Source organism: Mesorhizobium sp. ISC11, assembly GCF_037162595.1.
GTDB classification, from domain to species: Bacteria; Pseudomonadota; Alphaproteobacteria; order Rhizobiales; family Rhizobiaceae; genus Mesorhizobium; species Mesorhizobium ciceri.
Genome location: NZ_JAVSPW010000001.1, coordinates 3,802,029 through 3,827,600, shown reverse-complemented (window position 1 = coordinate 3,827,600; position 25,572 = coordinate 3,802,029). Strand labels below are relative to the sequence as shown.

Genomic DNA, 25,572 nt, shown 5'->3' with positions numbered 1-25,572 from the left:
CTTGGTAGAGAACGACAGGGCTTCAATGACTGCAACGGCAAGCGAGGCCGACGATCGCATCATCCGCGAAAGCGGCATCGATGCGCGCATCGCGCTGATCGTCCAGCCGGTTCTGCGCGGCATCGGCTTCCGTCTCGTGCGGGTGCATCTGTCGGGCCAGAACGGGCTGACGCTGCAGATCATGGCCGAACGCGAGGACGGCACCATGACCGTCGAGGATTGCGAAGAGGTCAGCCGCGCGGTGTCGCCGGCGCTCGATGTCGATGATCCGATCGAAAAGGCCTACCATCTTGAAGTCTCGTCGCCCGGCATCGACCGGCCGCTGGTCCGCAAATCGGATTTCACGACCTGGACGGGTCATCTGGTGAAAATGGAAACATCGATCGTCGTCGCCGACCGCAAGCGCTTCAAGGGCAAGATCGCCGAAGCTGGCGAAGACGATGTGCTGATCGAGCGCGACAAGGCAGCCTATGGCGAGGAGCCGACGGTGCGCGTCCCCTATGACGCGATTGCCGATGTGCGCCTGATCCTGACCGACGATCTCATCCGCGATGCCCTGTCGAAGGACAACAGGGCGCGCAAGGAAGCCAAGAAGCGCCGTGGCGAACCGGACGACGACGAGTCGGGTGCGGAAGCGGACGCCACGGAAGAACACGAACAGGAACTATGATTGAGCTGCCGGGCGCAAAGGTCCGGCAAACAAGCTCGGGAGAAAAACGATGGTTGTAAGCGCCAACAGACTTGAATTGCTGCAGATCGCCGACGCGGTCGCGCGTGAAAAGTCGATCGACAAGTCGATCGTCATCGCCGCCATGGCCGATGCGATCCAGAAGGCGGCGCGCTCGCGTTACGGTCAGGAGACCAACATCCGCGCCGACATCAACCCGAACACCGGTGAGATGAAGCTGCAGCGGCTGATGGAAGTGGTCGAGAAGGTCGATGACTATGCCACGCAGATCGCCATTTCCTCGGCTCGCGAGCGCAATCCCGACGCCCAGCTCGGCGACTTCATCGCCGAACAGCTGCCGCCCATGGATTTCGGCCGCATCGCCGCCCAGTCGGCCAAGCAGGTCATCGTCCAGAAGGTCCGCGAGGCCGAACGCGACCGCCAGTATGACGAGTACAAGGACCGCATCGGCGAGATCGTCAACGGTACCGTCAAGCGCGTCGAATACGGCAATGTCATCGTCGATCTCGGCCGCGGCGAAGCGATCATCCGTCGCGATGAGCTGATCCCGCGCGAGAACTACAAATATGGCGACCGCGTCCGCGCCTATGTCTACGATGTGCGCCGCGAGCAGCGCGGCCCGCAGATCTTCCTGTCGCGCACCCATCCGCAGTTCATGGCCAAGCTGTTCACCATGGAAGTGCCGGAAATCTATGACGGCATCATCGAGATCAAGTCGGTCGCCCGCGACCCAGGTTCGCGCGCCAAGATCGCCGTCATCTCGCGGGACTCTTCGATCGATCCGGTCGGCGCCTGCGTCGGCATGCGCGGCAGCCGCGTCCAGGCCGTCGTCGGCGAATTGCAGGGTGAGAAGATCGACATCATTCCGTGGTCGCCTTCTGCGGCGTCCTTCATCGTCAATGCGCTGCAGCCGGCGGAAGTCGCCAAGGTCGTGCTCGACGAGGATGCCGAACGCATCGAAGTCGTGGTTCCCGACGACCAGCTGTCGCTGGCCATCGGTCGCCGCGGCCAGAACGTGCGTCTGGCTTCGCAGCTGACCGGCTGGGATATCGATATCCTGACCGAAGCCGAAGAATCCGAGCGCCGCCAGAAGGAATTCGTCGAGCGTTCGTCGCTGTTCATGGAAGCCCTCGACGTCGACGAGATGGTCGGCCAGGTGCTGGCCTCCGAAGGCTTCACCAGCGTTGAGGAAGTCGCTTATGTCGATTCCGGCGAGATCGCCTCTATCGATGGTTTCGACGAGGACACCGCTTCGGAGATCCAGACCCGCGCCCGCGAATATCTGGAGAAGATCGAGGCCGAGCACGACGACAAGCGCAAGGCGCTCGGCGTTTCGGACGAATTGCGCGAAATCCCCGGCGTCACCACCGCCATGATGGTGACGCTTGGCGAGGACGGCGTGAAGACGATCGAGGATTTCGCCGGCTATGCCGCCGACGACCTGACCGGCTGGAAGGAACGCAAGGACGGCGAGACAAAAGTCTATCCGGGCGTGCTGGCCAATCATGGCGTGACCCGCGCAGACGCCGAACAGATGGTTCTGGCCGCCCGCCTCAAGGCCGGCTGGATCACCGAAGACGAGCTTGCAGCCGAAGAAGTCTCGGCTGACGAAGCCGTTGGTGCGTGAGGTGAAACCGCATCGCACCGAACCCGCCCTTGGACGAGATGAACGATCGCACCTGCATCGTTACGCGCAAACAAGCCGAACCGGATGATCTGATCCGGTTCGTCGTCGGCCCGGATTCGGCCGTCGTTCCCGACATCAAGAGAAATCTGCCCGGCCGCGGTTGCTGGGTGAGCGCCGACCGCCTACATATCGACAAGGCTGCGGCGAAGAACCTCTTTGCCCGCGCCTTCAAGGCACAGGTGGTCGTGCCGCCCGATCTTGGCGGCATGGTCGACGGGCTGCTTTCCAGGCACGCTCTGGGCATGCTTGGTCTTGCCCGCAAGGCAGGCGCAATTTCGCTTGGTGCTACCAAGGTCGAGAGCGCGGTGCGCGGCGGATTGGCGCTTTTCGTGCTGCATGCTTCCGAGGCGTCCGATGACGGCGTGCGCAAGATCAGCCAGGCGCGACGGGCGACGGTCCATCTTGGTGGGCCCGCTATCCTTGCCTACAAACTTTTCTCCGAGGCCGAGTTGAGCTTGGCATTGGGGGGTACAAATGTGATACATGCTGCCGTTCTCGCGGGAGACGCGGGCAGGGCGGTCCAGAAGCGCATGGTTGCGCTCGACCGGTATCGGGGCGGTTCCCCGGACGATCTGGCAATGCTTGCGGCTGTTGCTGACGAAGATGATGCCGCAGAGGATATGGAATGAGCGATACGAAATCGGGTGACGACAATACGCTGAGTGTGACGCCGAAGAAGACCTTGACGCTGAAGCGCCCCGGTATGGAACAGGGCACTGTGCGCCAGAACTTCTCGCACGGCCGCACCAAGCAGGTCGTCGTCGAAACCAAGAAGCGCAAGTTCTCGATGCCCGGCGACAAGCCGGAGCCTGTTGCCGCCCCCGTCTTCACACCGAAGCCGGCGGTCGTGGCCGCACCCGTCGTCGTGCCGGAAGCACCGAAGGCGCCGCCACCCCCGCCGCCACCGGCCCCGGTCGAGCGCAGCGGCATGGTGCTGAACGAACTGTCGCGCAGTGAAATGGAAGCACGCCGCAGGGCGCTCGAGGGCTCGAAGGTTCGCGAGGTCGAGGACCGCCAGCGCGCCGCCGAGGATGCCAAGCGTCGCGCCGAGGACGAAGAGCGCCGCAAGCGCGAACGCGATGAATCCGCGCGCCGCCAGGCCGAGGAAGAAGCACGGTTGCAGACCGAGGCCGAATCCCGCCGTCGGGCCGAGGAAGAGGCGCGTCGCCGCGCGCCATTGGCTGCCGAACTGGCAACAGTCGATGACGAGGAAGTGGCCAAGCCGAAGCGGGTTGGTGCCGGCGCACCGGTGCGCCGTCCGGTCACGCCTGAAGTGGCGCGTCCAGCCAAGCCGACCAAGAGCGAGGAAGATCGCCGCCGTGGCAAGCTGACGCTGAATTCGGCATTGTCCGACGAAGATGCGCGAGCCCGTTCGCTGTCGTCGATGCGTCGTCGCCAGGAAAAATTCAAGCGCGCGATGCACAATGAGCCGCGCGAGAAAGTCATGCGCGAAGTGATCCTGCCAGAGACCATCACCATCCAGGAACTGGCGCAACGCATGTCCGAGCGCGCGGTCGACCTGGTCAAGTTCTTCATGAAGCAGGGCCAGATCCTGAAGCCGGGCGACGTCATCGACGCCGACACGGCCGAGCTGGTCGCCACCGAATTCGGCCACACGGTCCGCCGCGTCGCCGAATCCGACATCGAGGAAGGCCTGTTCAACATCGCCGACAATGCCGAGGACCTGGTTTCGCGTCCGCCGGTCGTGACGATCATGGGTCACGTCGATCATGGCAAGACCTCGCTGCTCGACGCGATCCGCAACGCCAATGTCGTCTCCGGCGAAGCCGGCGGCATCACCCAGCATATCGGCGCCTACCAGGTCGAGAAGAATGGTCACAAGATCACCTTCATCGACACGCCCGGCCACGCCGCCTTCACGGCGATGCGTGCTCGTGGCGCCCAGGCGACCGATATTGCCATCCTGGTGGTTGCGGCCGATGACAGCGTCATGCCGCAGACGATCGAATCGATCAGCCATGCCAAGGCGGCCGGCGTTCCGATCATCGTGGCGATCAACAAGATCGACAAGCATGATGCCGATCCGCAGAAGGTGCGCTCCGAACTGCTGCGCCACGAGGTTTTCGTCGAATCCATGGGCGGTGAAGTTCTGGACGTCGAAGTATCGGCGACCAAGGGCACCAATCTCGACAAACTGCTTGAGGCGATCCTGCTGCAGGCCGAAATTCTGGACCTGAAAGCCAATCCGGACCGTACCGCCGAAGGCGTCGTCATCGAGGCCCAGCTCGACAAGGGCCGTGGTCCCGTTGCCACCGTGCTGGTGCAGACCGGCACGCTGATGCCGGGCGACATCCTCGTTGCCGGCAATGAATGGGGCCGGGTGCGTGCGCTGGTCAACGATCGTGGCGTGCAGATCAAGGAAGCGCCGCCGGCGATGCCGGTGGAAGTGCTTGGCTTGCAGGGCACCCCGCAGGCCGGCGATCGCTTCGCCGTGGTCAACAACGAGGCCCGTGCCCGCGAGATCACCGAATACCGCCAGCGTCTGGCGCGCGAGAAGGCGGTTGCCAAGCATGCCGGCCAGCGCGGTTCGCTCGAGCAGATGATGTCGCAATTGCAGACAAGCGGGCTGAAGGAATTCCCGTTGGTCATCAAGGGCGACGTGCAGGGCTCGATCGAGGCGATCAATGCCGCACTCGATAAGCTCGGCACCGACGAGGTTCGTGCACGCATCGTCCATGCCGGTGCCGGCGCCATCACCGAAAGCGACGTGTCGCTGGCCGAGACTTCGGGTGCCGCGATCATCGGCTTCAACGTCCGCGCCAACGTCCAGGCACGTGCCGCTGCTGCGGCGGCTGGCATCGAGATCCGCTACTACTCGATCATCTACAACCTTGTGGATGACGTGAAGGCGGCTCTGTCGGGCCTGTTGTCGCCGGAGCGTCGCGAGACTTTCATCGGCAATGCGCAGATCCTCGAAATCTTCGACATCACCAAGGTCGGCAAGATCGCCGGCTGCCGTGTCACCGAAGGCAAGGTCGAGCGTGGTGCGGGCGTGCGCCTGATCCGCGACAACGTCGTCATCCACGAAGGCACGCTGAAGACGCTGAAGCGCTTTAAGGACGAAGTTTCGGAAGTCCCCGGCGGCCAGGAGTGCGGCATGGCCTTCCAGAACTACGAGGACATGCGCGTCGGCGACGTCATCGAGTGCTTCCGCGTCGAGATGGTGACCCGGACACTCTGAGTTCGAGTGACTTTTCCATACCGGGCGGTGGTCGAAAGGCCGCCGCCCCAAGTCTATTGAGAATGCCCATATGAGACATGCGGCACGGTTCCATCCCGCGCCTCACGCTTTCAGGATTGAGAAAAATGCCCCGTCCAACCGCATCCAGCCCATCCCAGCGCATGCTGCGCGTCGCCGAACAGGTGCGCCATGCGCTATCCGAAACCCTGCAGCGCGGCGAGATCATCGATCCGCTGATCGAGAACACCGTGGTGTCGGTCTCGGAAGTGCGCATGTCGCCCGATTTGAAGGTCGCTACCGCTTTCGTCTCGCCGCTCGGCGCCAAGGATACCGATGCGGTGGTCGAGGCGCTGAACAAGCATGCGAAATTCGTCCGTGGCCGTGTCTCCGGCGCGCTGCGGCAGATGAAGTTCATGCCGGAGTTCCGCTTCAAGCTCGACACCTCCTTCGACAATTTTGCCAGGATCAACGACCTCTTGAAATCGCCGGAAGTGGCGCGCGATCTGGGTCCTGAGGACCAGGAAAACGCAGACCAGGACAAAGACGACAACAAGGACACCGAATAGTGGCGCGTCGCGGCAAGAAGAAGGGCCGGCCGATCTCGGGCTGGCTGATCCTGGACAAGCCGGTCGGCATGGGCTCGACCGAAGCCGTCTCCAAGATCAAATGGCTGTTCCAGGCGGAAAAGGCCGGCCATGCAGGCACGCTCGACCCGCTGGCATCCGGCATGCTGCCGATCGCGCTTGGCGAGGCTACCAAGACCGTGCCTTACGTGCAGGACGGCGCCAAAATCTATCGCTTCACCGTTGCCTGGGGACAGGAGCGTTCGACCGATGACCTCGAAGGTCCGGTGACGAAAGAATCCGACCTGCGTCCGTCGGAAGCCCAACTGCTCGCCCTGCTGCCGAAATACACCGGCGTCATCATGCAGACGCCGCCGCAATTCTCGGCCATCAAGATCGCAGGCGAGCGCGCCTATGATCTGGCCCGCGACGGCGCGACGGTCGACATACCCGCGCGCGAGATCGAGATCGGACGTCTGGACGTTGTCGAGCATGGCGCCGACCATACTGTTTTCGAGGTCGAGTGCGGCAAGGGCACCTATGTGCGCTCGCTGGCCCGCGACATGGGCCGCGACATCGGCTGCTTCGGTCACATCTCCGAATTGCGCCGGGTCGAGGTCGAGCCGTTCACCTCGGAAGACTTCGTCACCATCGCCGAACTGGAAGCCGCCCGTTTCGGTGTGGAGGAGGTCGACAGCTCGGACACGACAGAAGCCGCTGACACGGCAGAGGCTGCCGACAAGGTGGAAGCGCCAATCGACTTCGACGCCATCGATGCGCTTCTGGTCGACACATCGGCTGCCCTCGATTGCCTGCCGCAGATCGCCATCAGCGATGACGCGGCAACCAAGATCCGCCTCGGCAACCCGGTCATCATCCGCGGCCGCGACGCACCGGTGGAAGCCGAAGAAGCCTGCGCCACGGCGCGCGGCAAGCTGGTCGCCATCGGTGCCATTGAGCAAGGCATGTTCAAGCCCAAGCGGGTCTTTGCCGGTTGATTTCCTGTCGTCTAATGTCGAGGCGAGGACTCGCACGAGGGGAATATGGCAAAGACTGAGACCGTGAAGACGCGGGCACCGGTGAAAACGCGGCGGCCGCCGGTCGGTGCGTCGCCCGGCACGCTGATCGCCGACCCGTCGGCGCGTCGCTCGGAACTGCGTCTGACGCTGATCTCGCCCGAAAAATTCAAGACTATCGAAAATGCCAGCATCGACGACCTCAATACCCATTGCGACAAATGGCCGGTCCTCTGGCTCGACTGCACCGGCCTCGCCAACATCCCGCTGATCGAGGAGATCGGCCGCATTTTCAGCCTGCATCCGCTGGCGCTGGAGGACGTCGTCAACACCGGCCAGCGGCCCAAGGTCGACTTCTTCGAGGACCATGCCTTTGTCGTCGTCAGGATGATCGACGATGTCACCTCGCACCGCTATGAGCAGATCGCCGTCTTCTTCGGCAGCAACTTCGTCGTTACCTTCCAGGAGCGGGAAGGCGATCCATTCGATCCGGTGCGCAAGCGCATCGAAAGTTCGGCGCCCAACCGGCTGCGCGCCCGCGGCGCCGACTACCTTGCCTATGCGCTGATCGATGCCATCGTCGACAGCTATTTTCCGCCGATCGAGGCCGCCGGCGACATGGTCGACAGCATCGAGGACCAGATGCTGCATTCGCCGCACAAGCACCAGATGCGGCAGCTGCATGAATTGCGGCGTGACGCCAACGTGCTGAAAGGCGTGCTGTGGCCGATGCGCGATGCGCTGGCGACGCTGATCCGCAACGATGTGCCCTATGTGAAGGCCGAGACCAAGATCTTCCTCAACGACACGCTCGACCATGCGCTCAGGCTGATCGAGCTGGTCGAGACCCAGCGCGATATGCTGACCGGCCTGATCGAGATGCACCTGTCGCTGAGCCAGGCGCGCACCAACGACGTTATCAGCTATCTCACCATCGTCTCGGTCATCTTCATGCCGCTCACCTTCCTGGTCGGCATCTGGGGCATGAATTTCGATCCGGAGTCTTCGCCCTGGAACATGCCGGAACTGAAGGCCTACTACGGCTATCCCTTGTCGCTGCTGTTCATGGCGCTTGTCGCGTTCGGGCTGATCGCCTTCTTCAAATGGAAGAAATGGCTTTGACAGGGATAAACCTGCCATTTTGGCCTGAAAAGCCGGCTTGTGAATTGGGCTGGTGTTTTCCGGGGAATTGCACTATATGCGCCGCAGCTTAGCGCTATGACGCTTTGCTTGCACCGGCCCCTGCTGGACGACATCCCGGCTGAGGGCGACCCGTTTCCTCAAACAGATAAGGAAAAACACGATGTCGATTACTGCCGAGCGCAAACAGGAATTGATGGGTGAATTCGCAACCGCCAAGGGCGATACCGGGTCTCCGGAAGTCCAGGTGGCCATCCTTTCCGAGCGCATCAAGAACCTGACCGACCATTTCAAGGACCACAAGAAGGATAACCATTCCCGCCGTGGTCTGCTTGCTCTCGTCTCCCAGCGCCGCAGCCTGCTTGATTATCTCAAGCGCAAGGACGACGCGCGCTACCAGACGCTGATCGAGAAGCTCGGTCTGCGTCGTTGACGAATTGACCGGCGGGCTTTCGAAGGAGAGCCCGCCGGTCGCGCATTCTGCCAGTCGTATCGACTGGCCAGACCCGGTTTCGATCGTGCAGAGGGCACTCGAAACCGCCCATGGACGGTCATGGGGCAGGATTGCAGGACGCTCGCGCGCGCACCGCGCCGAAATCACCCGAGCCTCCCGTTGTCTTGCCCGTGGCTGCCCGAGAAAGGAAGCCAGGGAAAGGGCATCTCCGCGCACCGTGAAACGGCGCGGCCCTTTCCTCATATTAAGGACAAGAGATGTTCAATCACCACAAAGTGGAAATCGAATGGGGCGGTCGTCCGCTCATCCTCGAAACCGGCAAGATCGCGCGCCAGGCTGATGGCGCGGTGCTCGCCACCTACGGCGAGACCAAGGTCCTCGCCACCGTCGTTTCGATGAAGGAGCCGAAGCCCGGCCTCGATTTCTTCCCGCTGACCGTCAACTACCAGGAAAAGACCTACGCCGCCGGCAAGATCCCGGGTGGCTATTTCAAGCGTGAAGGCCGTCCGAGCGAGAAGGAAACGCTGGTTTCCCGCCTCATCGACCGCCCGATCCGCCCGCTCTTCGCCTCCGGCTACAAGAACGACACCCAGATCGTCGTCACCGTCGTCCAGCATGATCTCGAGAACGATCCCGACATCCTGTCGATCGTTGCCACTTCGGCCGCCCTGACGCTCTCCGGCGTCCCCTTCATGGGCCCGGTCGGCGGCGCCCGCGTCGGCTACATCAACGGCGAATACGTTCTGAACCCGCATGTCGACGAGATGCAGGAATCCAAGCTCGACCTCGTTGTCGCCGGCACCGCCGACGCTGTGCTGATGGTTGAGTCCGAAGCCAAGGAATTGGGCGAAGAGCTGATGCTCGGCGCCGTCATGTTCGGCCACAAGGGCTTCCAGCCGGTCATCGACGCCATCATCAAGCTGGCCGAAGTCGCCGCCAAGGAGCCGCGCGACTTCACCGCGCCGGACTATTCCGCGCTTGAAGCCGAGATGCTGAAGATCGTCGGCGACGAACTCAGCAACGCCTACAAGAACGTCGACAAGCAGAAGCGTTACGCCGCCGTCGACGCCGTCAAGGCGAAGGTCAAGGCAGCGTTTGCCCCGGCCGAAGGCGAAGATGCCAAGTACACTTCCGAGCAGATCGGTTCGGTATTCAAGGAACTCCAGGCCAAGGTCGTGCGCTGGAACATCCTCGACACCGGTTCGCGCATCGATGGCCGTGACCTCAAGACGGTCCGCAAGATCGTCTCCGAAGTCGGCGTCCTGCCGCGCACCCACGGTTCGGCGCTGTTCACCCGCGGCGAGACCCAGGCGCTGGTCGTTGCCACGCTCGGCACCGGCGAGGATGAGCAGTATGTCGATTCGCTGACCGGCATGTACAAGGAGAAGTTCCTCCTTCACTACAACTTCCCTCCCTATTCCGTCGGCGAGACCGGCCGCATGGGTTCGCCGGGTCGCCGCGAAATCGGCCATGGCAAGCTCGCCTGGCGCGCCATTCGCCCGATGCTGCCGAGCGCCGACCAGTTCCCCTACACGCTGCGTGTCGTCTCGGAGATCACCGAGTCCAACGGTTCGTCGTCGATGGCCACCGTCTGCGGCACCTCGCTGGCGCTGATGGATGCCGGCGTGCCGCTGGCCAAGCCCGTCGCCGGTATCGCCATGGGCCTGATCAAGGAAGGCGAGCGTTTCGCCGTTCTATCCGACATCCTCGGTGACGAGGATCACCTCGGCGACATGGACTTCAAGGTCGCCGGCACCGCCAACGGCATCACCTCGCTGCAGATGGATATCAAGATCGAAGGCATCACCGAGGAGATCATGAAGATCGCGCTGGACCAGGCCAAGGATGGCCGCCAGCACATCCTCGGCGAGATGGCGCATGCTCTGACCGGCGCGCGTTCGGAACTGGGTGAGTTCGCACCGCGCATCGAAGTGATGCACATCCCGACCGACAAGATCCGTGACGTGATCGGCTCGGGCGGCAAGGTGATCCGCGAGATCGTCGAAAAGACCGGCGCCAAGATCAACATCGAGGACGACGGCACGGTCAAGATCGCTTCGTCCAATGCCAAGGAGATCGAGGCGGCGAAGAAGTGGATCCACACCATCGTCGCCGAGCCGGAAGTCGGCGAGATCTACGAAGGTACGGTCGTCAAGACCGCGGACTTCGGCGCTTTCGTCAACTTCTTCGGCCCGCGTGACGGCCTCGTCCACATCTCGCAGCTTGCCAACGACCGGGTCGCCAAGACCTCGGACGTGGTCAAGGAAGGCGACAAGGTCTGGGTCAAGCTGATGGGCTTCGACGAGCGCGGCAAGGTCCGCCTGTCGATGAAGGTCGTCGACCAGGCCACCGGCAAGGAACTCGCCCGCGACAAGAAGACCGAAGGCGAAGAAAACGCCGCCTGATTGGTCTGAGATCATGAATCGAAACGGGCGCGGCTTATGTCGCGCCCGTTTTCATTTTCAGCCTGGGTTTCAAAGCGCTTAGACAAGTCGAGATCGAACAATGTCCGCCGAGCCGTTGAAGACGCTTTTCCATCCCTTCGAGGCGGAGGCTGTTGCTTTGCCGGGAAAGGGCACGCGCGCCCTGTTTTTCGGCGCTGAGCCGGGTTTTCGCCTGCCTGAAGGCTTTGAGGCGACGCTTCACCTCGTACAGGGCTTCCGGCCGCATTTTAGCGTGCTGCAGGCGTCTGGCTTCGTCGTCACCGCGCAAGTGGAAGGCGATGGCTTCGATATGGCACTTGTGCTTGCCGGCCGGCATCGCGGCTTGAACGAAGTGCGCATCGCGCAGGCGCTTGAGTGCGTGGCGCCGGGCGGCCTGGTCGTCATTGCCGGCGGCAAGGACGATGGCATTGCCAGCCTGCGCAAGCGCGTTGACGAGCTTGTGCCGCTTGAAGGCCATTTGCCCAAATATCACGGCATTGCCTTCTGGCTGCGACGTCCCGCCGATCTGGCCGCCGCGGAAGAATTGCGCGCTGCCAACCCCGCTCTGCTGGTTGAAGGCCGGTTCCACACCGCGCCCGGCATGTTCTCGTTCGACCGGATCGATACCGGATCGAAATTGCTGGTCGAGAACCTGCCCAATGACCTGCGTGGCAGCATTGCCGATCTCTGCGCCGGCTGGGGCTATGTGGCGGCCGAGATCGCCGCCCGCTCCCCCGGCGTTCAGGCGCTCGACCTCTATGAGGCCGATTTCGCCGCGCTTGAAGCCGCGAAGCTCAATCTGGCAGCGGTCAGCCAGCCGACCGCCAGGAATTTCTTCTGGATCGATCTGCTGAAGGAACCAGTCGAGAAGCGCTACGACGCGATTGCCATGAACCCGCCCTTTCACCGCAGCCGGGCGGCCGAGCCGGAGATCGGCGCCGGCATGATCCGAGCGGCGGCCAAGGCCTTGAAGCCGGGTGGGCGGCTGTTCATGGTCGCCAACCGTCAGCTTCCCTACGAACCGATCTTGGCGGCTGTCTTTTCGAGCCAGGCCGAACTCGCTCGTGACGGCATGTTCAAGGTGCTTTCCGCTCGTCGTTGAAGCATGATCCCGAAAGTGGATACCGGTTTCGGAAAAGATCATGCTCAAAAACAGATATCGCGTCGCACTCAATGCAGATTGGCAACGCGCCGGACCTCATCGGTGATATGCACGTCGCCGACCCTGATCTTGAGGGGGGCGGGCCTGCCATACAGGTAGCCTTGCACCACCTCGCAGCCGGCTGCCCTGAGCAGTGTCGCCTGGCTTTCGGTCTCGACGCCTTCGGCAATGATGCTGACGCCGAGCGCGCGCGAAAGCCCGACGATGGTCGAGACGACCGCGCCGGAGCTGGAATCTGTGTCGAGGCGGCTGACGAAGGACCGGTCGATCTTCAGCTTGCCGAATGAGAAATCGATCAGGTAGCTCAAATTGGAATAGCCGGTGCCGAAATCATCGACGGCGACCGAAATGCCGATATCCGCAAGCTCCTTCAGGATGGCGGCGGCGCGGTCGCGATCCTGCATCATCGCCGTCTCGGTCACTTCCAGTTCCAGCCGTGACGGCTTGATGCCGGTGCTCGTCATGGTGTCGCGCACGATGCCGACGAAGTCCTTGGTCATGAACTGGACGGGCGAGATGTTGACGGCGACGAAGCAGTCGTCGGGCAGATGCCGGGCGTCGCTGCAGGCTTTGCGCAGCACCCATTCGCCGATCGGGCCGATCATGCCGGTTTCCTCGGCGATCGGAATGAACTCCATCGGCGGGATCATGCCGCGTTCCGGATGCCGCCAGCGGATCAGCGCTTCGTAGCCGACGATGCGGCCGGTCGGGAGATCGAGCTGCGGCTGGTAATGAAGGTCGAAGTCACCGCGCTCGAAGGCTGTATGCAGTTCGGATTCGATCCACTGGCGATGGTCGGCGACCCTGCCCATTTCGGCATGGAAGACGGACCAGTTGCCGACGCCGCTGGCGCGCGCGTTCTGCAGCGCCAGATTGGAGCGGCGCAGGATGAGGACGGGATCGACACCGTCCTTTGGCATCGCCACGATGCCGACCGACAGGCTGACCGATTGCAGGTGCGTACCGAGATCATAGGGCTCCATCATCTCGTCGATGAGCCTCTCTATGGTGCTTTCCAAGGACCCTGCGACTTGGTTGTCGGGGAGCAGGATCGCGAATTCACCGGCGCCGATGCGTCCGATCAGCGCGCGCGGCGGCACGCACATCTTCAAGCGCTTGGTGAAGGCGCGGATCAGCTCGTCGCCCTGGCTGTAGCCGATGGCGTCATTGATCTGCTTGAACCGGTCGATGTCGATATCGATGAGGAACATCGGCTCGCCGGTCCGGCTGGTCGCGCATGCCGCCTCGGCAATCTTGCCGACCATCGCCGGACGTGCCACCAGGCCGGTCAGCTTGTCGAAATGGGTTTCCGTGAAGACGAAATCCGCCGATTCATCGACGCCGGCGAAGAAGGACATCGCGGCGACCGACGCCGCCAGTGCGCAAAGAGCGGCCATCACCGAGACCATCATGTCGGCGGAGATGCCGGCAAAGCCATCGCCGAGACCGAGCTTCAGACCCCAGAGCCCGAGGACGAAACTGCCGAGACCCGAACTCGCTATGGTGAGCAGTCGGAACACCGGTGTTCGCTTCGGGTTGCTGACGGCGAGCATTGAAAGTTCCCCTGAGTACGGGGCTTTCTAGCGGATATCTCCTTAAAATGAGTTTCCGCGAATGAATCCAATTTTATTGGACCGAAAGTATTTCTTGAGCGGATCAATGCGACTGGCGCTGAAACGGGGTTTAGCCGCACGCTTTAAGCTTCGTGTTTTCAGATGTCCGCCATTTCAAAACCGTCGCGCACCTTTGGCCGACAGGCGTTAGTCTCGCCCGCCGTCGGTCTGCTTCAATTCGTCGAGCGTCGGCATGGAAACGATGTGATAGCCGGAATCGACATAGTGGATTTCGCCGGTAACCCCGGAAGACAGATCCGACAACAGATAAAGCGCCGAACCACCGACCTCGTCGATGGTCACCGTGCGGCGCAGTGGCGAGTTTCGCTGCTGGTAGGAGAACATGTGGCGGGCGTCCGAAATGCCGGCGCCGGCGAGCGTGCGCACGGGCCCAGCCGATATGCCGTTTACCCTGATGCCGCGCGGACCGTAATCGTTGGCGAGGTAGCGCACGCTGGCCTCCAGTCCGGCCTTGGCGACGCCCATGACATTGTAGTTCGGCATGACGCGGACGGAGCCCGCATAGGTCAGCGTGATCATCGATCCGCCGTCCTTCATCAAGGTGGCCGCATGGCGGGCGACCTCGGTGAAGGAGTAGCAGGAGATCACCATGGTGCGGACGAAATTGTCCCGGCTGGTGTCGGCGTAGAGGCCTTTCAACTCGTTCTTGTCGGAAAAGCCGATGGCGTGGACGATGAAATCCAGCCCGCCCCATTCGTTGCCCAGGGTCTCGAACGTGGCGGCGACCGAAGCGCTGTCCTCGACGTCGCACGGCACGACCAGCGAGGCGCCGAGCTTGCCGGCCAGCGGCTTGACCCGGCGTCCGAAGGCATCGCCCTGATAGGTGAAGGCGAGTTCCGCCCCGTGTTCGGACAATTTCCGGGCGATGCCCCAGGCGATCGAATGATCGTTGGCGACACCCATGACAAGCCCGCGCTTGCCCTTCATCAATCCGTCCATGGCCGGCAAATCCTTATGCGGAATAGCGCTGGAAAACGAGCGTGGCGTTGGTGCCACCGAAGCCGAACGAATTGGACAAAACAGTGTCGATCCTGGCGTCGTCGATGCGCTTTCGCACGATGGGCATGCCCTCGAATTCGGGGTCGAGGGTCTCGATATGGGCGCTTTCGCCGATGAAACCGCCCTGCATCATCAGGATCGAGTAGATGGATTCCTGCACGCCGGCCGCGCCCAGCGAATGGCCGGTCAGCGACTTCGTCGAGGTGATATACGGCATCTCTGGGCCGAACACCTCGCGGATGGCGCCCATTTCCTTGGAATCTCCCACCGGCGTCGAGGTGCCATGGGTGTTGATGTAGTCGACCGGCGTGGAAACCGTGGCCAGCGCCTGGCGCATGCAGCGGACCGCGCCTTCGCCTGAAGGAGCAACCATGTCGTAGCCATCCGACGTCGCGCCATAGCCGACGATCTCGGCATAGATCTTGGCGCCGCGCGCCTTGGCATGCTCAAGCTCTTCCAGCACCAGCACACCGGCGCCGCCGGCAATGACGAAGCCGTCGCGATTGACGTCATACGCACGGGAGGCGGTCGATGCCTTGTCGTTGAATTTCGACGACATGGCGCCCATGGCGTCGAACAGGTCCGACATCGTCCAGTCGAGATCCTCGTGGCCGCCGGCGAAGACGATGTCCTGCTTGCCCCATTGGATCAATTCATAGCCATTGCCGATGCAATGCGCCGAGGTCGAACAGGCCGACGAGATCGAGTAGTTGACGCCGTGGATCTTGAACCATGTGGCAAGCGTCGCCGATGCGGTCGACGACATTGCCTTCGGCACCGCGAACGGACCGATGCGCTTGGGACTGCCGTTCTTCAGCGTCGTTTCGGCAGCTTCGACGATGGTGCGGGTGGATGGTCCGCCCGATCCCATGACGATGCCGGTGCGCTCATTGGTGATGTCGCTCTCGCCGAGGCCCGCATCCGCGATCGCCTGGTCCATGGCGACGTGGTTCCATGCAGCACCCTGGCTCAGGAAGCGCATCGCACGGCGATCGATCATCGCCGATGGATCGAGCGTCGGCGCTCCCCAGACCTGGCAGCGGAAGCCGTGTTCGGCGAAGGAATCCGAGAAGCTGATGCCTGATCTGGCGTCATGCAGCGAGGCTTGCACCTCGTTGGCATTGTTGCCGATCGACGACACGATGCCGAGGCCTGTGACTACGACACGTCTCATTCGCAACTCCTTCCAGGGATGCTGGCCAAAGGGGGCCGGCCAGGGGTGCCGGTCAGCCGACCGCCGACTGCTTGGACAGACCGACTTTCAAATCCGTTGCCGCGTATATGGGTTCGCCATCCGCCTTCAGCCAGCCATCGGCGATGCCGAGCACCAGCCGGCCCCGCATCACGCGCTTGAAGTCGATGCCATATTCGACCTTCTTCACCGAAGGCGTGACCATGCCCTTGAATTTCACTTCGCCGGTCGACAGCGCCATTCCCTTCCCGGGTTCGCCAAGCCAGCCAAGATAGAAGCCCGTCAATTGCCACATGGCGTCGAGGCCGAGGCACCCCGGCATGATCGGATTGCCGATGAAATGGCAGGCAAAGAACCACAGGTCCGGCTTGATGTCGAACTCCGCGCGGATAAAACCCTTCTCGAAGGCGCCGCCGGTCTCGCTGATCTCGGTGATGCGGTCGAACATCAGCATTGGCGGATAGGGAAGCTGGGCGTTGCCCGGTCCGAACAGTTCGCCGCGGGCGCAGGCCAGCAATTCGTCGTACTCGTAGCTGGATTTACCCGCCATCAATCTCATCCCATATCGTTCCGGGCCATCGGGTGCCCTTGTCGTTGGTTTCCTAACACAATCTGTTTCAGGCCGGAAACCGGCGTTTGCGCTTAGCCTGCTCGTCTGCCTGGGTCAATGCGCGCTATTGATCGCATTCGGACGACAGAATATATGTCCTGAGAGGTCCGGTTTCGGCAGACGTTCATTTTTGCCATTCTGGGCGTGTCTTGGGGCGGAACTGTGGGGTTCGACGAGAAGATGGACCTGGACGGCCGGAAGGAAAATGTCGCTGTGGACAAGCGGGTCCGTGAAGCCGGGCTGAGGCCGACGCGTCAGCGCATTGCGCTGGCCGATCTGCTTTTCGCCAAGGGCGACCGGCATCTGTCGGCCGAGGAACTGCACGAGGAGGCGGTTGCCGCCGGCGTGCCGGTGTCGCTGGCCACCGTCTACAATGCCCTTCACCAGTTTACCCAGGCGGGACTTTTGCGCATCCTCGCCGTCGAAGGCGCGAAAACCTATTTCGACACCAACACCTCCGACCACCACCATTTCTACATCGAAGGCGAAAACCGTATATTCGACATCGACAGCGGTCCGGTGACGGTTGCGAACCTGCCGGAGCCTCCGGAAGGGATGGAGATCGCCAATGTCGACATCGTCGTGAGGCTGCGCCCCAAACGCCGCGAATGACTGGCGAGGCCGGAATCATCTGCCAAGCCAGAATTATCGGCCAGGGATGAAACCCCTCGATCTCGTAATCCGGCTCGAATGGACGATCGTGGCACTGGCTGCCGTCATTTTCTACGGTTCGACCGGCATCTCCTGGTGGCTCTTCGGATTGCTTATCTTGGCGCCTGACCTATCGATGTCGGGCTATCTGGCCGGTCCGCGCGTCGGTGCCCTTGCCTACAACGCCTTGCACATCCTGATCGTGCCCGTGCTGCTGCTGCTCGGCGGGCACATGTGGGGCAATACGGCCGCGATGGCGGTTGCGCTGATATGGATCGCCCACATCGCCATCGACCGTGCGCTGGGCTACGGTCTGAAGCTGCCGACCGGCTTCCAGGACACCCATCTCGGCCGTATCGGGCATAAAGCCAGGACCGCGAAAGAGAATCAGTCCTTGACCCGTTCGCCGGGATAGGCGCCCCAGACGACCGACTGGGCAAGCCAGCCGGTGTGGCCGTCGAACGTCATTTCGCACCACTGGCCGTCGCAGGATTTGATCGAACCCATGACGCCAGGTTCGATCATCGCGACCACCCTTGCGTCCTTGTCGGGGCTGTTGAGAAGATTGATCCGGGTGCCCTTGCCACGCTGCCATGGTGCGACGATTGCCGTGCGTCGGCCGGAAAGCAGCGACTGGTTGATCCAGCCTTCCGAACCATCGGCATCGCGCACGCGGCGCCATGTGTCGAATTCCTGGATGATCTCCATCGGCAGGCCGGCCTTCATGTACATCCAATCGACCGAGTAGTTGGCGCCGGGGCCGACGCGCGAGTTGACGCGGCCGGATTTCAGGCTGACGAATCGCGGCAGCGGCAGGCCGCTCGGCCCGAGCGTGACGACGCTCTGGGCAGGTGCAGCCGCACTCTGTGCCGCCGTAAGCGGAGAATAAAGCAGAGCGCCGAGAAATGCTGCACTGAGGGCCAGGCGAAGCGACGCGAAACCAGACACTTTCATTCCTTTCGGCGCTTGCCTCGGCGCCCCTTTTTCTTTGTCTTCGGCGGCACCGCTTGTTACATGGGTAATCGGCACCGCGACCGGCTTTCAGTTTCGCCGGTCTTGGTTAAAGAGGTCTCAACGAGATCGGGTTAGAGCAATTCCAGCAAACCTGTGAAGCGGTTTTGCGTTCGGAATTGCGGCAAATACTCGAGAGGGAAACAATGGCAGGCAAAAAAAGGCCTCTCGTCGTCATCACGCGCAAGCTGCCCGACCCGGTCGAGACCCGCATGCGCGAACTGTTCGACGCAAGGCTGAATGTCGAGGACCGGCCGATGACGCAGCCGGAACTGGTCGCGGCGGTCAAGGAAGCCGACGTTCTGGTGCCGACCATTACCGACAATATCGACGCGGCGCTGATCGCTCAGGCAGGCGACAACCTCAAGCTGATCGCCAATTTTGGCAACGGCGTCGATAAGATCGATGTCGCGGCTGCGGCCAAGAGGGGCATCACCGTCACCAACACGCCGAATGTCCTGACCGAAGACACCGCCGACATGACGATGGCGCTGATGCTGGCGGTGCCGCGGCGGCTCGCGGAAGGCGCCAATGTGCTCACCGGCGACAAGAAATGGGCCGGCTGGTCGCCGACCTGGATGCTGGGCCGGCGCATCTGGGGCAAGCGGCTTGGCATTGTCGGCATGGGGCGGATCGGCACGGCCGTAGCCAGGCGGGCCAAGGCCTTCGGTCTGTCGATCCACTATCACAACCGCCACCGCGTGCTGCCGGCCGTGGAAGACGGGCTGGAGGCGACCTATTGGGAAAGTCTCGACCAGATGCTGGCCCGCATGGATATCATCTCGGTCAACTGTCCCTCGACGCCGGCAACCTTCCATCTGCTTTCGGCGCGGCGGCTGGCGCTACTGCAGCCCACCGCCTATGTCGTCAACACCGCGCGCGGCGACATCATCGACGAGGAAGCACTGGTCAAGCTGATCCAGGACGGCAAGATCGCCGGCGCCGGCCTCGATGTCTACGAGCACGAGCCAGCCTTGAACGGCAAGCTGCTGAAGCTCGCGGCCAAGAACAAGGTCGTGCTTTTGCCGCATATGGGCTCGGCGACGCTCGAGGGCCGTATCGACATGGGTGAAAAGGTCATCATCAACATCCGCGCCTTCGTTGACGGCCACCGCCCACCAGACCGCGTGCTGCCGCTCAGGACCTGATGCTGTCGCGGTGCAATATCCGTGGCCCACAAACCGTAAGATAAGACTTACGGGAGGGCTTTGCGCATGGTGACCGAAGTCGGCCTGGCATAGCCGTCATGCGCCGTCCGTTCAGTTTCGCGAAAGCCGAGGCGAGCAAAGGCCGCATGGTTTGCGGTCAACTCGATCCGCGTCTGAAGCTCGATGGCGGCCTTGCCGCGGCTGCGGGCAAGGTCTTCGACCGCCTGCATCAGCTGCCGTCCAATGCCTTGTCCCTGGCAGTCCGGCGCCACGGCGAGCTTGCCGACATAGAACTCTGCCACCTTTTCAAGGGCAAAGACGCAGCCGACGATCCGATCGCCCTTGAGCGCCACGAAGCCGGTCTCCCGCCCTGCCTTGTCCCGCAGAGTGTCTGCGGTCAAAAGGTGGGCCGAGGAGGGCGGGTCGATGACGTCGTCCATCGAGGCGAAGGCAGGCATGATCAATGCGAGCACATCGTCCCAACGGTCGAAATCGGTCGGGATCCGCCTGATGGAGACTGCTTCGATCCGGCCCAAGAATTCAGCTTCTCTTGTAACGGATGGTGTCGAAGCGCGCCGCCAGCCCATCATAAAGCAGCAGCCGGCCGACCAGCGGTTCGCCCACGCCGGTGATCAGCTTGACCGCCTCCATGGCCTGCAGCGTGCCGATGACGCCGGTCAGCGCGCCAAGCACGCCGACTTCGGCGCAGGACGGCACCAGGCCCGGCGGTGGCGCTTCGGGAAACAGGTCACGATAGCCTGGGTTGGGCTTGCCGTCCTTGCCGTCTTCGAATGGCTTCAGCACCGTGACCGAGCCGTCGAAGCGTCCGACGGCGGCATGCACCAGCGGTTTCCCAGCGCTCGCGCAGGCATCGGCCACGGCGTAGCGCGTTTCGAAATTATCGGAACCGTCGACGACGATGTCATAGCGGGCGACGAGGGCAGGCGCATTGTCCGTGGTCAGCCGGAATGTATGCGGTTCGACTGTGGTATTGGGATTGATGCGGGCGATTGCCGCCTTGGCGCTGTCGGTTTTCAGCAGGCCGACAGTGTCGGTGCCGTGAATGACCTGACGCTGCAGGTTGGAGAGCGAAACGGTGTCGTCATCGACCACGCCGAGCGTGCCGACGCCGGCGGCGGCAAGATATTCAAGCACCGGGGCGCCCAGCCCGCCGGCGCCGATGACCAGCACCCGGGCCTGCTTCAGCCTCTGCTGTCCGGCGCCGCCGATTTCCGGCAGCACGATGTGGCGGGCATAGCGTTCGATCTCGTCTGCGGTCAGGGCGGCAGTGGTCATTGCCTGATCATACAGGCACGGAAAAACCTTGTCAGGGGTCTTCGGTTGGCCCAACCGTCCCGTGGTCGACGGTCAGGAATTGCGCACGGCCCTGGAGACTGGAAAACAGCGCAGCATCGGTTCCTGTCATGAATGCCTGGCAGTTCAGTTCCTCCAGGATGGAAAACAGCGCCGCGCGCCGCCCGCTGTCGAGATGCGCAGCGATCTCGTCGAGCAGCAGGATCGGCGTCATGCCCGACATTTCGCCGGTCAGCCTCGCGTGCGACAGCACGATGCCGACCAGCAGCGCCTTCTGCTCGCCGGTCGAGCAGAGCTCGGCCGGCATCGCCTTGGGGCGGTGCCGAACCACCAAGTCCGAACGGTGCGGGCCGTCGAGCGTACGTCCGGCGGCGCGATCGCGCTCGCGGCCCTCGGCAAGCGTCCGACGGAAGCGTTCCTCCACATCGACCGCCGGCGCCACGGCAATCTCGGCTTCCAGCTCGCCTGAAAGGCCGATATCGGCTTGCGGAAACGGTCCCGTGTCGGGCAGCCTGTCGATCATGGCGGCCAGCAGGCGCACCATCTCGGCGCGCGCCGCGGCAATCGCCACACCGGTTTCGGCCATCTGCGTCTCGATAGCGTCGAACCAGCGGTCGTCCCGAGAGCTTTCGGTAAGCAGTCGGTTACGACCGCGCATCGCCTTCTCGTAGTCGATCGCACGTTGCCCGTGGCCGGGGTCGATCGCCAGCACCAGCCGGTCGAGGAAGCGCCGGCGATCCGCGGCCGGTCCGGTGAATAACGCGTCCATGGCTGGCGTCAGCCAAACCACGCGCAGCCATTCCAGCATGTCCTCGGCCGAACGCGCCGAAGCTCCGTTGATGCGTACCCGCCTGCCGCCTTCGCCGGCGGTGTCACCGCCGGAAATGCCTGTTCCGATCTCGACCTGGCCATCAGGTCCGTCGAGCCGGGCATGCAGCGCAAAGCCGCCGTCGCCGCCCTCGCGCGCGACATCGGCGTAGGGCGCGCGGCGCAAGCCACGTCCCGGTGTCAAAAAGGAGATCGCTTCGAGGAGATTGGTCTTGCCGGCGCCGTTGTCGCCGGAAAAAACCACAGCACCTGGCGCCAGATCGATCGTCAGCGCCGCATAGTTGCGGAAATTAGTAAGTGTTAGCTTACTTATATGGTTCTGTGCCGGCAACCGCTATCCGCCTATAGAAGTCGCCGTAAATATCGCGCTTGCCGCCGGTCCACAACAGGACCGAAGTGCTGACACCGCGCCGCTACACGCGCATCGGCATCAGCACATAGAGTGCGGTCTCGTCGGCCATGTCGTGGATCAGCGTCGGCGAACCGGCATCCGCCAGCATGAACTTGGCCTCCGTGCCGGTCAGCTGCGCGGCAACGTCGAGCAGGTACTTGGCGTTGAAGCCGATCTCGATCGGATCGGATGAATAGTCAGCGGACAGTTCTTCGGTGGCGCTGCCTGAATCCGGATTGTTGACCGCAAGCGTCACCTGACCCTCGCTGATCGACAGCTTCACCGCGCGACCGCGTTCGGAAGAGATGGTCGAAACACGATCGACGGCGGCGGCAAAGCTCTGGCGGTCGATGATCAGCTTCTTGTCGTTGCCTGTCGGAATGACCCGCTGATAATCGGGGAAGGTGCCGTCGATCAGCTTCGAGGTCAAAACCACGCTGCCGATGGTGAAGCGGATCTTGGTGTCCGACAGTTCGGTGGTCACCGCAACATCCGGATCGTCGACAAGCTTCTGCAGCTCGCTCACCGTCTTGCGCGGAATGATGATGCCCGGCATGCCCTCGGAACCCGCCGGCGCGTCGATCTCGGCGCGCGCCAGGCGGTGGCCGTCGGTCGCCACCGAGCGCAGCTTCAGCTTGCCGCCGACCTCATGCGTGTGCAGGTAGATGCCGTTCAGGTAATAGCGTGTCTCCTCGGTGGAGATGGCGAACTGGGTCTTCTCGATCAGGCCTTTCAGGGCAACCGAGTCGAGACGGAAGATATGCGAGAAGGATCCGGCCGAAAGCTCCGGGAAGTCGGATTGCGGCAGGCACTGAAGGCGGAAGCTCGAGCGGCCGGACGTCACCGTCATGGCGTTGCCGTCCTCGTCCGTCTTCAGCATCACCTCGGCGCCGTCGGCGAGCTTGCGCACGATGTCGTAGAGCAGATGTGCCGGGACCGTCGTCGCCCCGCCGCGCTCCACCTTGGCGGGCGTCGCTTCGGTCACCTCGAGGTCGAGATCGGTCGCCTTCATTTCGAGGCTGGCGCCTTCGGCGCCGAGCAGCACGTTGGACAGGATCGGTATGGTGTTTCGCCGCTCGACCACACGGTGGACGTGGTTGAGCGACTTCAGGAGATTTGACCGTTCCAGGATAACACGCATGACGAAACAGGCTCGCTTGAATGAATGACGGGTCACCAGTGAGCGGCGTCCCGCGAAAGGTCTGAATAGGCTCAGAATCTGCGTAAACTGACAGGAAAAAACCAGCAAACGCAAGCCCGCGCCGCCGGTTCAGGCCGGCTACGCGGGCTTTCTGGGGATAACGCGCCCGAAGTCCGCGAGCCAGTGTCGAAAAACCGAAATCCAGATCGCTTCCAGGCGATGCCACGAGCCCGATGCAGGCCCGGCGCCGCACTGGCAAGCCATTGAATTCCGGCGTTGTTTCGGTTCAGCCCTCCCGGAGGGTCAGGCCTGATCGTTGATCAGCCGCCTCAGAAGCTCAAGTTCCTGCGCCAGCGTGTTGTCGTTGCCGGAAAGGTCCTCGATCTTGCGCACGGCATGCAGCACCGTGGTGTGATCGCGGCCACCGAAACGCCGTCCGATCTCGGGTAGCGAGCGCGGCGTCATCACCTTCGACAGGTACATGGCGACCTGCCGCGGCTTGACGATGGTGCGCGTGCGCCGGTTGGACAGCAATTCGGTCTTCGACACATTGTAGTGACGCGCCACGATGCGCTGGATGTCCTCGATACGGACACGCTTCGGCTCACCTGTGCGATAGATGTGGCCGAGGATTTCGTCGATCCGGTCGATGGTGATCTGCGGCTCGAAGGATTGACGGAACAAAAGCTGATTGAAGGCGCCTTCCAGCTCGCGTCCGCTGCCGGTCACGGTGCGGGCGACGTGATTGAGGATCTCCTCCGAAATGTCGAGGGATGCGTCGTCGCTCCTGGCCGTGGCAAGGCGCAATTTGAGCATGCCGAGGCGCATGGCGAAATCGGGCGCCGACATTTCAAGCGCGACACCGCCATTGAGGCGCGAACGGACCCGCGGTTCGAGCGATTCCAGTTCCGATGGTGGCCGGTCGGCAGCGACGACGACCTGCTTGGCGCTGTCGAGCAGCATGTTGATCAGGTGGCAGAATTCATGCTGGATCGACTTGCCCTGCAGGAACTGCATGTCGTCGATGATGAGCAGGTCGATGTCGCGCAGCTGCTCCTTGAGCGTCAGAGCGTTGTTGTCGCGGATCGCGGTGGCAAAGCGCCACATGAAATACTCGGCCGTGAGATAGACGACGCGCGACTTGGGGTTCTGCTTCAGCGATTCCGCGGCGATGGCCTGTAGCAAATGGGTCTTGCCGAGCCCGACGGTTGCGTGAAGGAAGAGCGGATTGAAGCGCACCGCGCTCGATTGCGATTCCGCCACTGCCTTGGCTGCGGCGAAGGCCACCCGGTTCGACGGCCCCTCGATGAAAGAGCCGAACGTGTAGCGTGGATCGAGCGGTGACCCCAGAACGTTGTGGCGGAATTCGCTCTCGACGGGTGTGCCCGGACGCGGAGTCGATGCGCGCTCCACCCGGCTGGGGCTGACTGTGCCTGCGGCAAGCGCCGTCTGCGTCTGCCGTGTCACCTTGCTGCGTGCCGGCGTTACCTCTGGCTCGGCCTGGGCGCGTCCCTGACGGGTTGCCGTGCGCACGACGATGTCGATCTTGAGAAGATCGGGATCCTCCTGCTTCCACAGTTCGGAGATGAGGTCGAGATAGTGGCCGTTGATCCATGAGCGCAGGAAGGCGGTAGGCACCGAGATGCGGACAATGCCCTTGGAAGCCTCGGCGACTTTCATGCGGCCAAACCAGCTCGAATAGACTTCGGTTCCCAGGCGCGCCTTCAACTGGGTCTTGACCCGGTCGAATTTCTGTTCCGCGTCGCTGGACACCGCCATGTCGTTTGCTCCGATCAAAGTTCCAGGAAATGGGAGGTCGCCCGTAAGTTCCCTTTCGATGCCGCTCTGCATGATCTTTTCCTTGTCCTTCCGTACCTGTTTTCCGCCGGGGATGCGCCTCCTGCATCCGGTTCCGGCGACCTAAGTCTTTGCTGCGATGTCCGCTGCCGCCGCCGGCAGGTGAACGTCGCCCATTATCCGTGGGAACCGGTGCCGGCCCATGGAAGCCAGTCCGCGTTGGGTATGTCAGGGCAATACAACACCGTCCGGCGAAAAGAGCGCCGGCGCGCCGTCTACCTGCCATGTCTAGTTACGCCAGTCCCCTACCGTATCGAAAAAGACAAACCAAAGCCGTCCGCGGACTTGATCCGCGTTGCAAATCCCGCCAATTTAAGCTGGCCGATTCAGGCTTGGGTTAAGAGCCAGAGCCCGTCCCTTTCGATAGATCGACACTACCGAAATCGCTGTGGATAGGGCAAGGCCACGTCTAACGGATTTTTAAGGAATCTGGTTAGTGGAGGCGGGTTCGAGTGGCATGC

The 25,572-nt window shown here is 62.6% G+C and carries 22 protein-coding genes and 2 pseudogenes; 14 read left to right on the top strand and 10 right to left on the bottom strand.

Annotated elements, in window-relative coordinates; translation table 11 throughout:
- The first annotated feature begins 25 nt into the window (after window positions 1–25).
- The 11 genes and pseudogenes from rimP to RPF88_RS18645 all read left to right on the top strand — a co-directional run bounded on the left by rimP (window position 26) and on the right by RPF88_RS18645 (window position 12,275).
- Window positions 26–670, top strand: a complete 645-nt coding sequence (gene rimP / locus RPF88_RS18690) for a ribosome maturation factor RimP (RefSeq protein WP_337122873.1) — start codon at window positions 26–28, stop codon at window positions 668–670.
- 49 nt (window positions 671–719) lie between these two features.
- On the top strand, window positions 720–2,315 hold the full coding sequence (nusA, locus tag RPF88_RS18685; protein WP_013527896.1) for a transcription termination factor NusA: 1,596 nt from the start codon (window positions 720–722) through the stop codon (window positions 2,313–2,315).
- A gap of 38 nt (window positions 2,316–2,353) precedes the next feature.
- On the top strand, window positions 2,354–3,004 hold the full coding sequence (locus RPF88_RS18680; RefSeq protein WP_024503463.1) for an RNA-binding protein: 651 nt from the start codon (window positions 2,354–2,356) through the stop codon (window positions 3,002–3,004).
- Window positions 3,001–5,577 carry a translation initiation factor IF-2 gene (gene infB / locus RPF88_RS18675; RefSeq protein WP_013527894.1) on the top strand — a complete coding sequence of 859 codons (2,577 nt, stop codon included), beginning with the start codon at window positions 3,001–3,003 and terminating at the stop codon, window positions 5,575–5,577. Before RPF88_RS18680 ends, infB begins: the two co-directional genes overlap by 4 nt.
- Window positions 5,578–5,702: 125 nt before the next feature.
- Window positions 5,703–6,143, top strand: a complete 441-nt coding sequence (rbfA, locus tag RPF88_RS18670) for a 30S ribosome-binding factor RbfA (RefSeq protein WP_013527893.1) — start codon at window positions 5,703–5,705, stop codon at window positions 6,141–6,143.
- Window positions 6,143–6,812: pseudogene (gene truB / locus RPF88_RS18665) on the top strand (tRNA pseudouridine(55) synthase TruB); the annotation flags it as partial. The gene rbfA and the pseudogene truB (RPF88_RS18665), both read left to right, overlap by 1 nt.
- Before the next feature lie 86 nt (window positions 6,813–6,898).
- Window positions 6,899–7,138, top strand: a pseudogene (gene truB / locus RPF88_RS33410) (tRNA pseudouridine(55) synthase TruB); the annotation flags it as partial.
- Between the two features lie 45 nt (window positions 7,139–7,183).
- A complete protein-coding gene (gene corA, locus RPF88_RS18660; protein WP_337122869.1) occupies window positions 7,184–8,278 on the top strand; it encodes a magnesium/cobalt transporter CorA in 1,095 nt (364 codons plus the stop codon).
- A gap of 139 nt (window positions 8,279–8,417) precedes the next feature.
- On the top strand, window positions 8,418–8,729 hold the full coding sequence (gene rpsO / locus RPF88_RS18655; protein WP_269470859.1) for a 30S ribosomal protein S15: 312 nt from the start codon (window positions 8,418–8,420) through the stop codon (window positions 8,727–8,729).
- A gap of 278 nt (window positions 8,730–9,007) precedes the next feature.
- Entirely contained in the window at window positions 9,008–11,155 is a 2,148-nt protein-coding gene (gene pnp / locus RPF88_RS18650) for a polyribonucleotide nucleotidyltransferase (protein ID WP_013527890.1), read from the top strand.
- A 100-nt stretch (window positions 11,156–11,255) separates the two neighbouring features.
- Window positions 11,256–12,275: a class I SAM-dependent methyltransferase gene (locus RPF88_RS18645; RefSeq protein ID WP_337122867.1), complete on the top strand. Its 1,020-nt coding sequence runs from the start codon at window positions 11,256–11,258 to the stop codon at window positions 12,273–12,275.
- Window positions 12,276–12,343: 68 nt separating this feature from the next.
- On the opposite strand, the gene RPF88_RS18640 is transcribed toward RPF88_RS18645, so the two are convergent.
- From RPF88_RS18640 to fabA, 4 genes are all read right to left on the bottom strand, one after another.
- Entirely contained in the window at window positions 12,344–13,888 is a 1,545-nt protein-coding gene (locus RPF88_RS18640) for a putative bifunctional diguanylate cyclase/phosphodiesterase (RefSeq protein WP_024503468.1), read from the bottom strand.
- A gap of 207 nt (window positions 13,889–14,095) precedes the next feature.
- Window positions 14,096–14,908, bottom strand: a complete 813-nt coding sequence (gene fabI / locus RPF88_RS18635) for an enoyl-ACP reductase FabI (protein WP_337122865.1) — start codon at window positions 14,906–14,908, stop codon at window positions 14,096–14,098.
- A 13-nt stretch (window positions 14,909–14,921) separates the two neighbouring features.
- A complete protein-coding gene (gene fabB / locus RPF88_RS18630) occupies window positions 14,922–16,142 on the bottom strand; it encodes a beta-ketoacyl-ACP synthase I (RefSeq protein ID WP_024503470.1) in 1,221 nt (406 codons plus the stop codon).
- Window positions 16,143–16,194: 52 nt separating this feature from the next.
- A complete protein-coding gene (gene fabA / locus RPF88_RS18625; RefSeq protein ID WP_013527885.1) occupies window positions 16,195–16,710 on the bottom strand; it encodes a 3-hydroxyacyl-[acyl-carrier-protein] dehydratase FabA in 516 nt (171 codons plus the stop codon).
- A 240-nt stretch (window positions 16,711–16,950) separates the two neighbouring features.
- Here fabA and irrA point away from each other — a divergent pair, with 240 nt between their 5' ends.
- Together irrA and RPF88_RS18615 are read left to right on the top strand one after the other, a co-directional pair.
- Complete coding sequence (gene irrA, locus RPF88_RS18620; protein ID WP_024503471.1) at window positions 16,951–17,382, top strand: iron response transcriptional regulator IrrA; 432 nt, start codon at window positions 16,951–16,953, stop codon at window positions 17,380–17,382.
- Between the two features lie 46 nt (window positions 17,383–17,428).
- A complete protein-coding gene (locus RPF88_RS18615) occupies window positions 17,429–17,836 on the top strand; it encodes a DUF4260 domain-containing protein (RefSeq protein ID WP_337122864.1) in 408 nt (135 codons plus the stop codon).
- Here RPF88_RS18615 and RPF88_RS18610 read toward each other — a convergent pair.
- Window positions 17,809–18,369 (bottom strand): SH3 domain-containing protein, encoded by a 561-nt coding sequence (locus tag RPF88_RS18610; protein WP_337122863.1) that lies wholly within the window; start codon window positions 18,367–18,369, stop codon window positions 17,809–17,811. The genes RPF88_RS18615 and RPF88_RS18610 overlap by 28 nt on opposite strands.
- Window positions 18,370–18,578: 209 nt before the next feature.
- Between RPF88_RS18610 and RPF88_RS18605 the strand changes: the two genes are divergently transcribed.
- A complete protein-coding gene (locus RPF88_RS18605; protein WP_013527881.1) occupies window positions 18,579–19,580 on the top strand; it encodes a 2-hydroxyacid dehydrogenase in 1,002 nt (333 codons plus the stop codon).
- A 47-nt stretch (window positions 19,581–19,627) separates the two neighbouring features.
- Here RPF88_RS18605 and RPF88_RS18600 read toward each other — a convergent pair whose 3' ends face one another.
- From RPF88_RS18600 to dnaA, 5 genes are all read right to left on the bottom strand, one after another.
- Window positions 19,628–20,116, bottom strand: a complete 489-nt coding sequence (locus RPF88_RS18600) for a GNAT family N-acetyltransferase (protein ID WP_337122861.1) — start codon at window positions 20,114–20,116, stop codon at window positions 19,628–19,630.
- Window positions 20,117–20,120: 4 nt separating this feature from the next.
- Window positions 20,121–20,876 carry a molybdopterin-synthase adenylyltransferase MoeB gene (locus RPF88_RS18595; protein ID WP_013527879.1) on the bottom strand — a complete coding sequence of 252 codons (756 nt, stop codon included), beginning with the start codon at window positions 20,874–20,876 and terminating at the stop codon, window positions 20,121–20,123.
- 31 nt (window positions 20,877–20,907) lie between these two features.
- The gene (gene recF, locus RPF88_RS18590) at window positions 20,908–22,053 is read right to left on the bottom strand and encodes a DNA replication/repair protein RecF (RefSeq protein ID WP_013527878.1); all 1,146 of its coding nucleotides are present in this window, start codon (window positions 22,051–22,053) and stop codon (window positions 20,908–20,910) included.
- Window positions 22,054–22,135: 82 nt separating this feature from the next.
- Window positions 22,136–23,254: a DNA polymerase III subunit beta gene (gene dnaN / locus RPF88_RS18585; protein WP_013527877.1), complete on the bottom strand. Its 1,119-nt coding sequence runs from the start codon at window positions 23,252–23,254 to the stop codon at window positions 22,136–22,138.
- Window positions 23,255–23,557: 303 nt separating this feature from the next.
- Window positions 23,558–25,033, bottom strand: a complete 1,476-nt coding sequence (gene dnaA, locus RPF88_RS18580; protein ID WP_224618575.1) for a chromosomal replication initiator protein DnaA — start codon at window positions 25,031–25,033, stop codon at window positions 23,558–23,560.
- Between the last annotated feature and the right edge of the window lie 539 nt (window positions 25,034–25,572).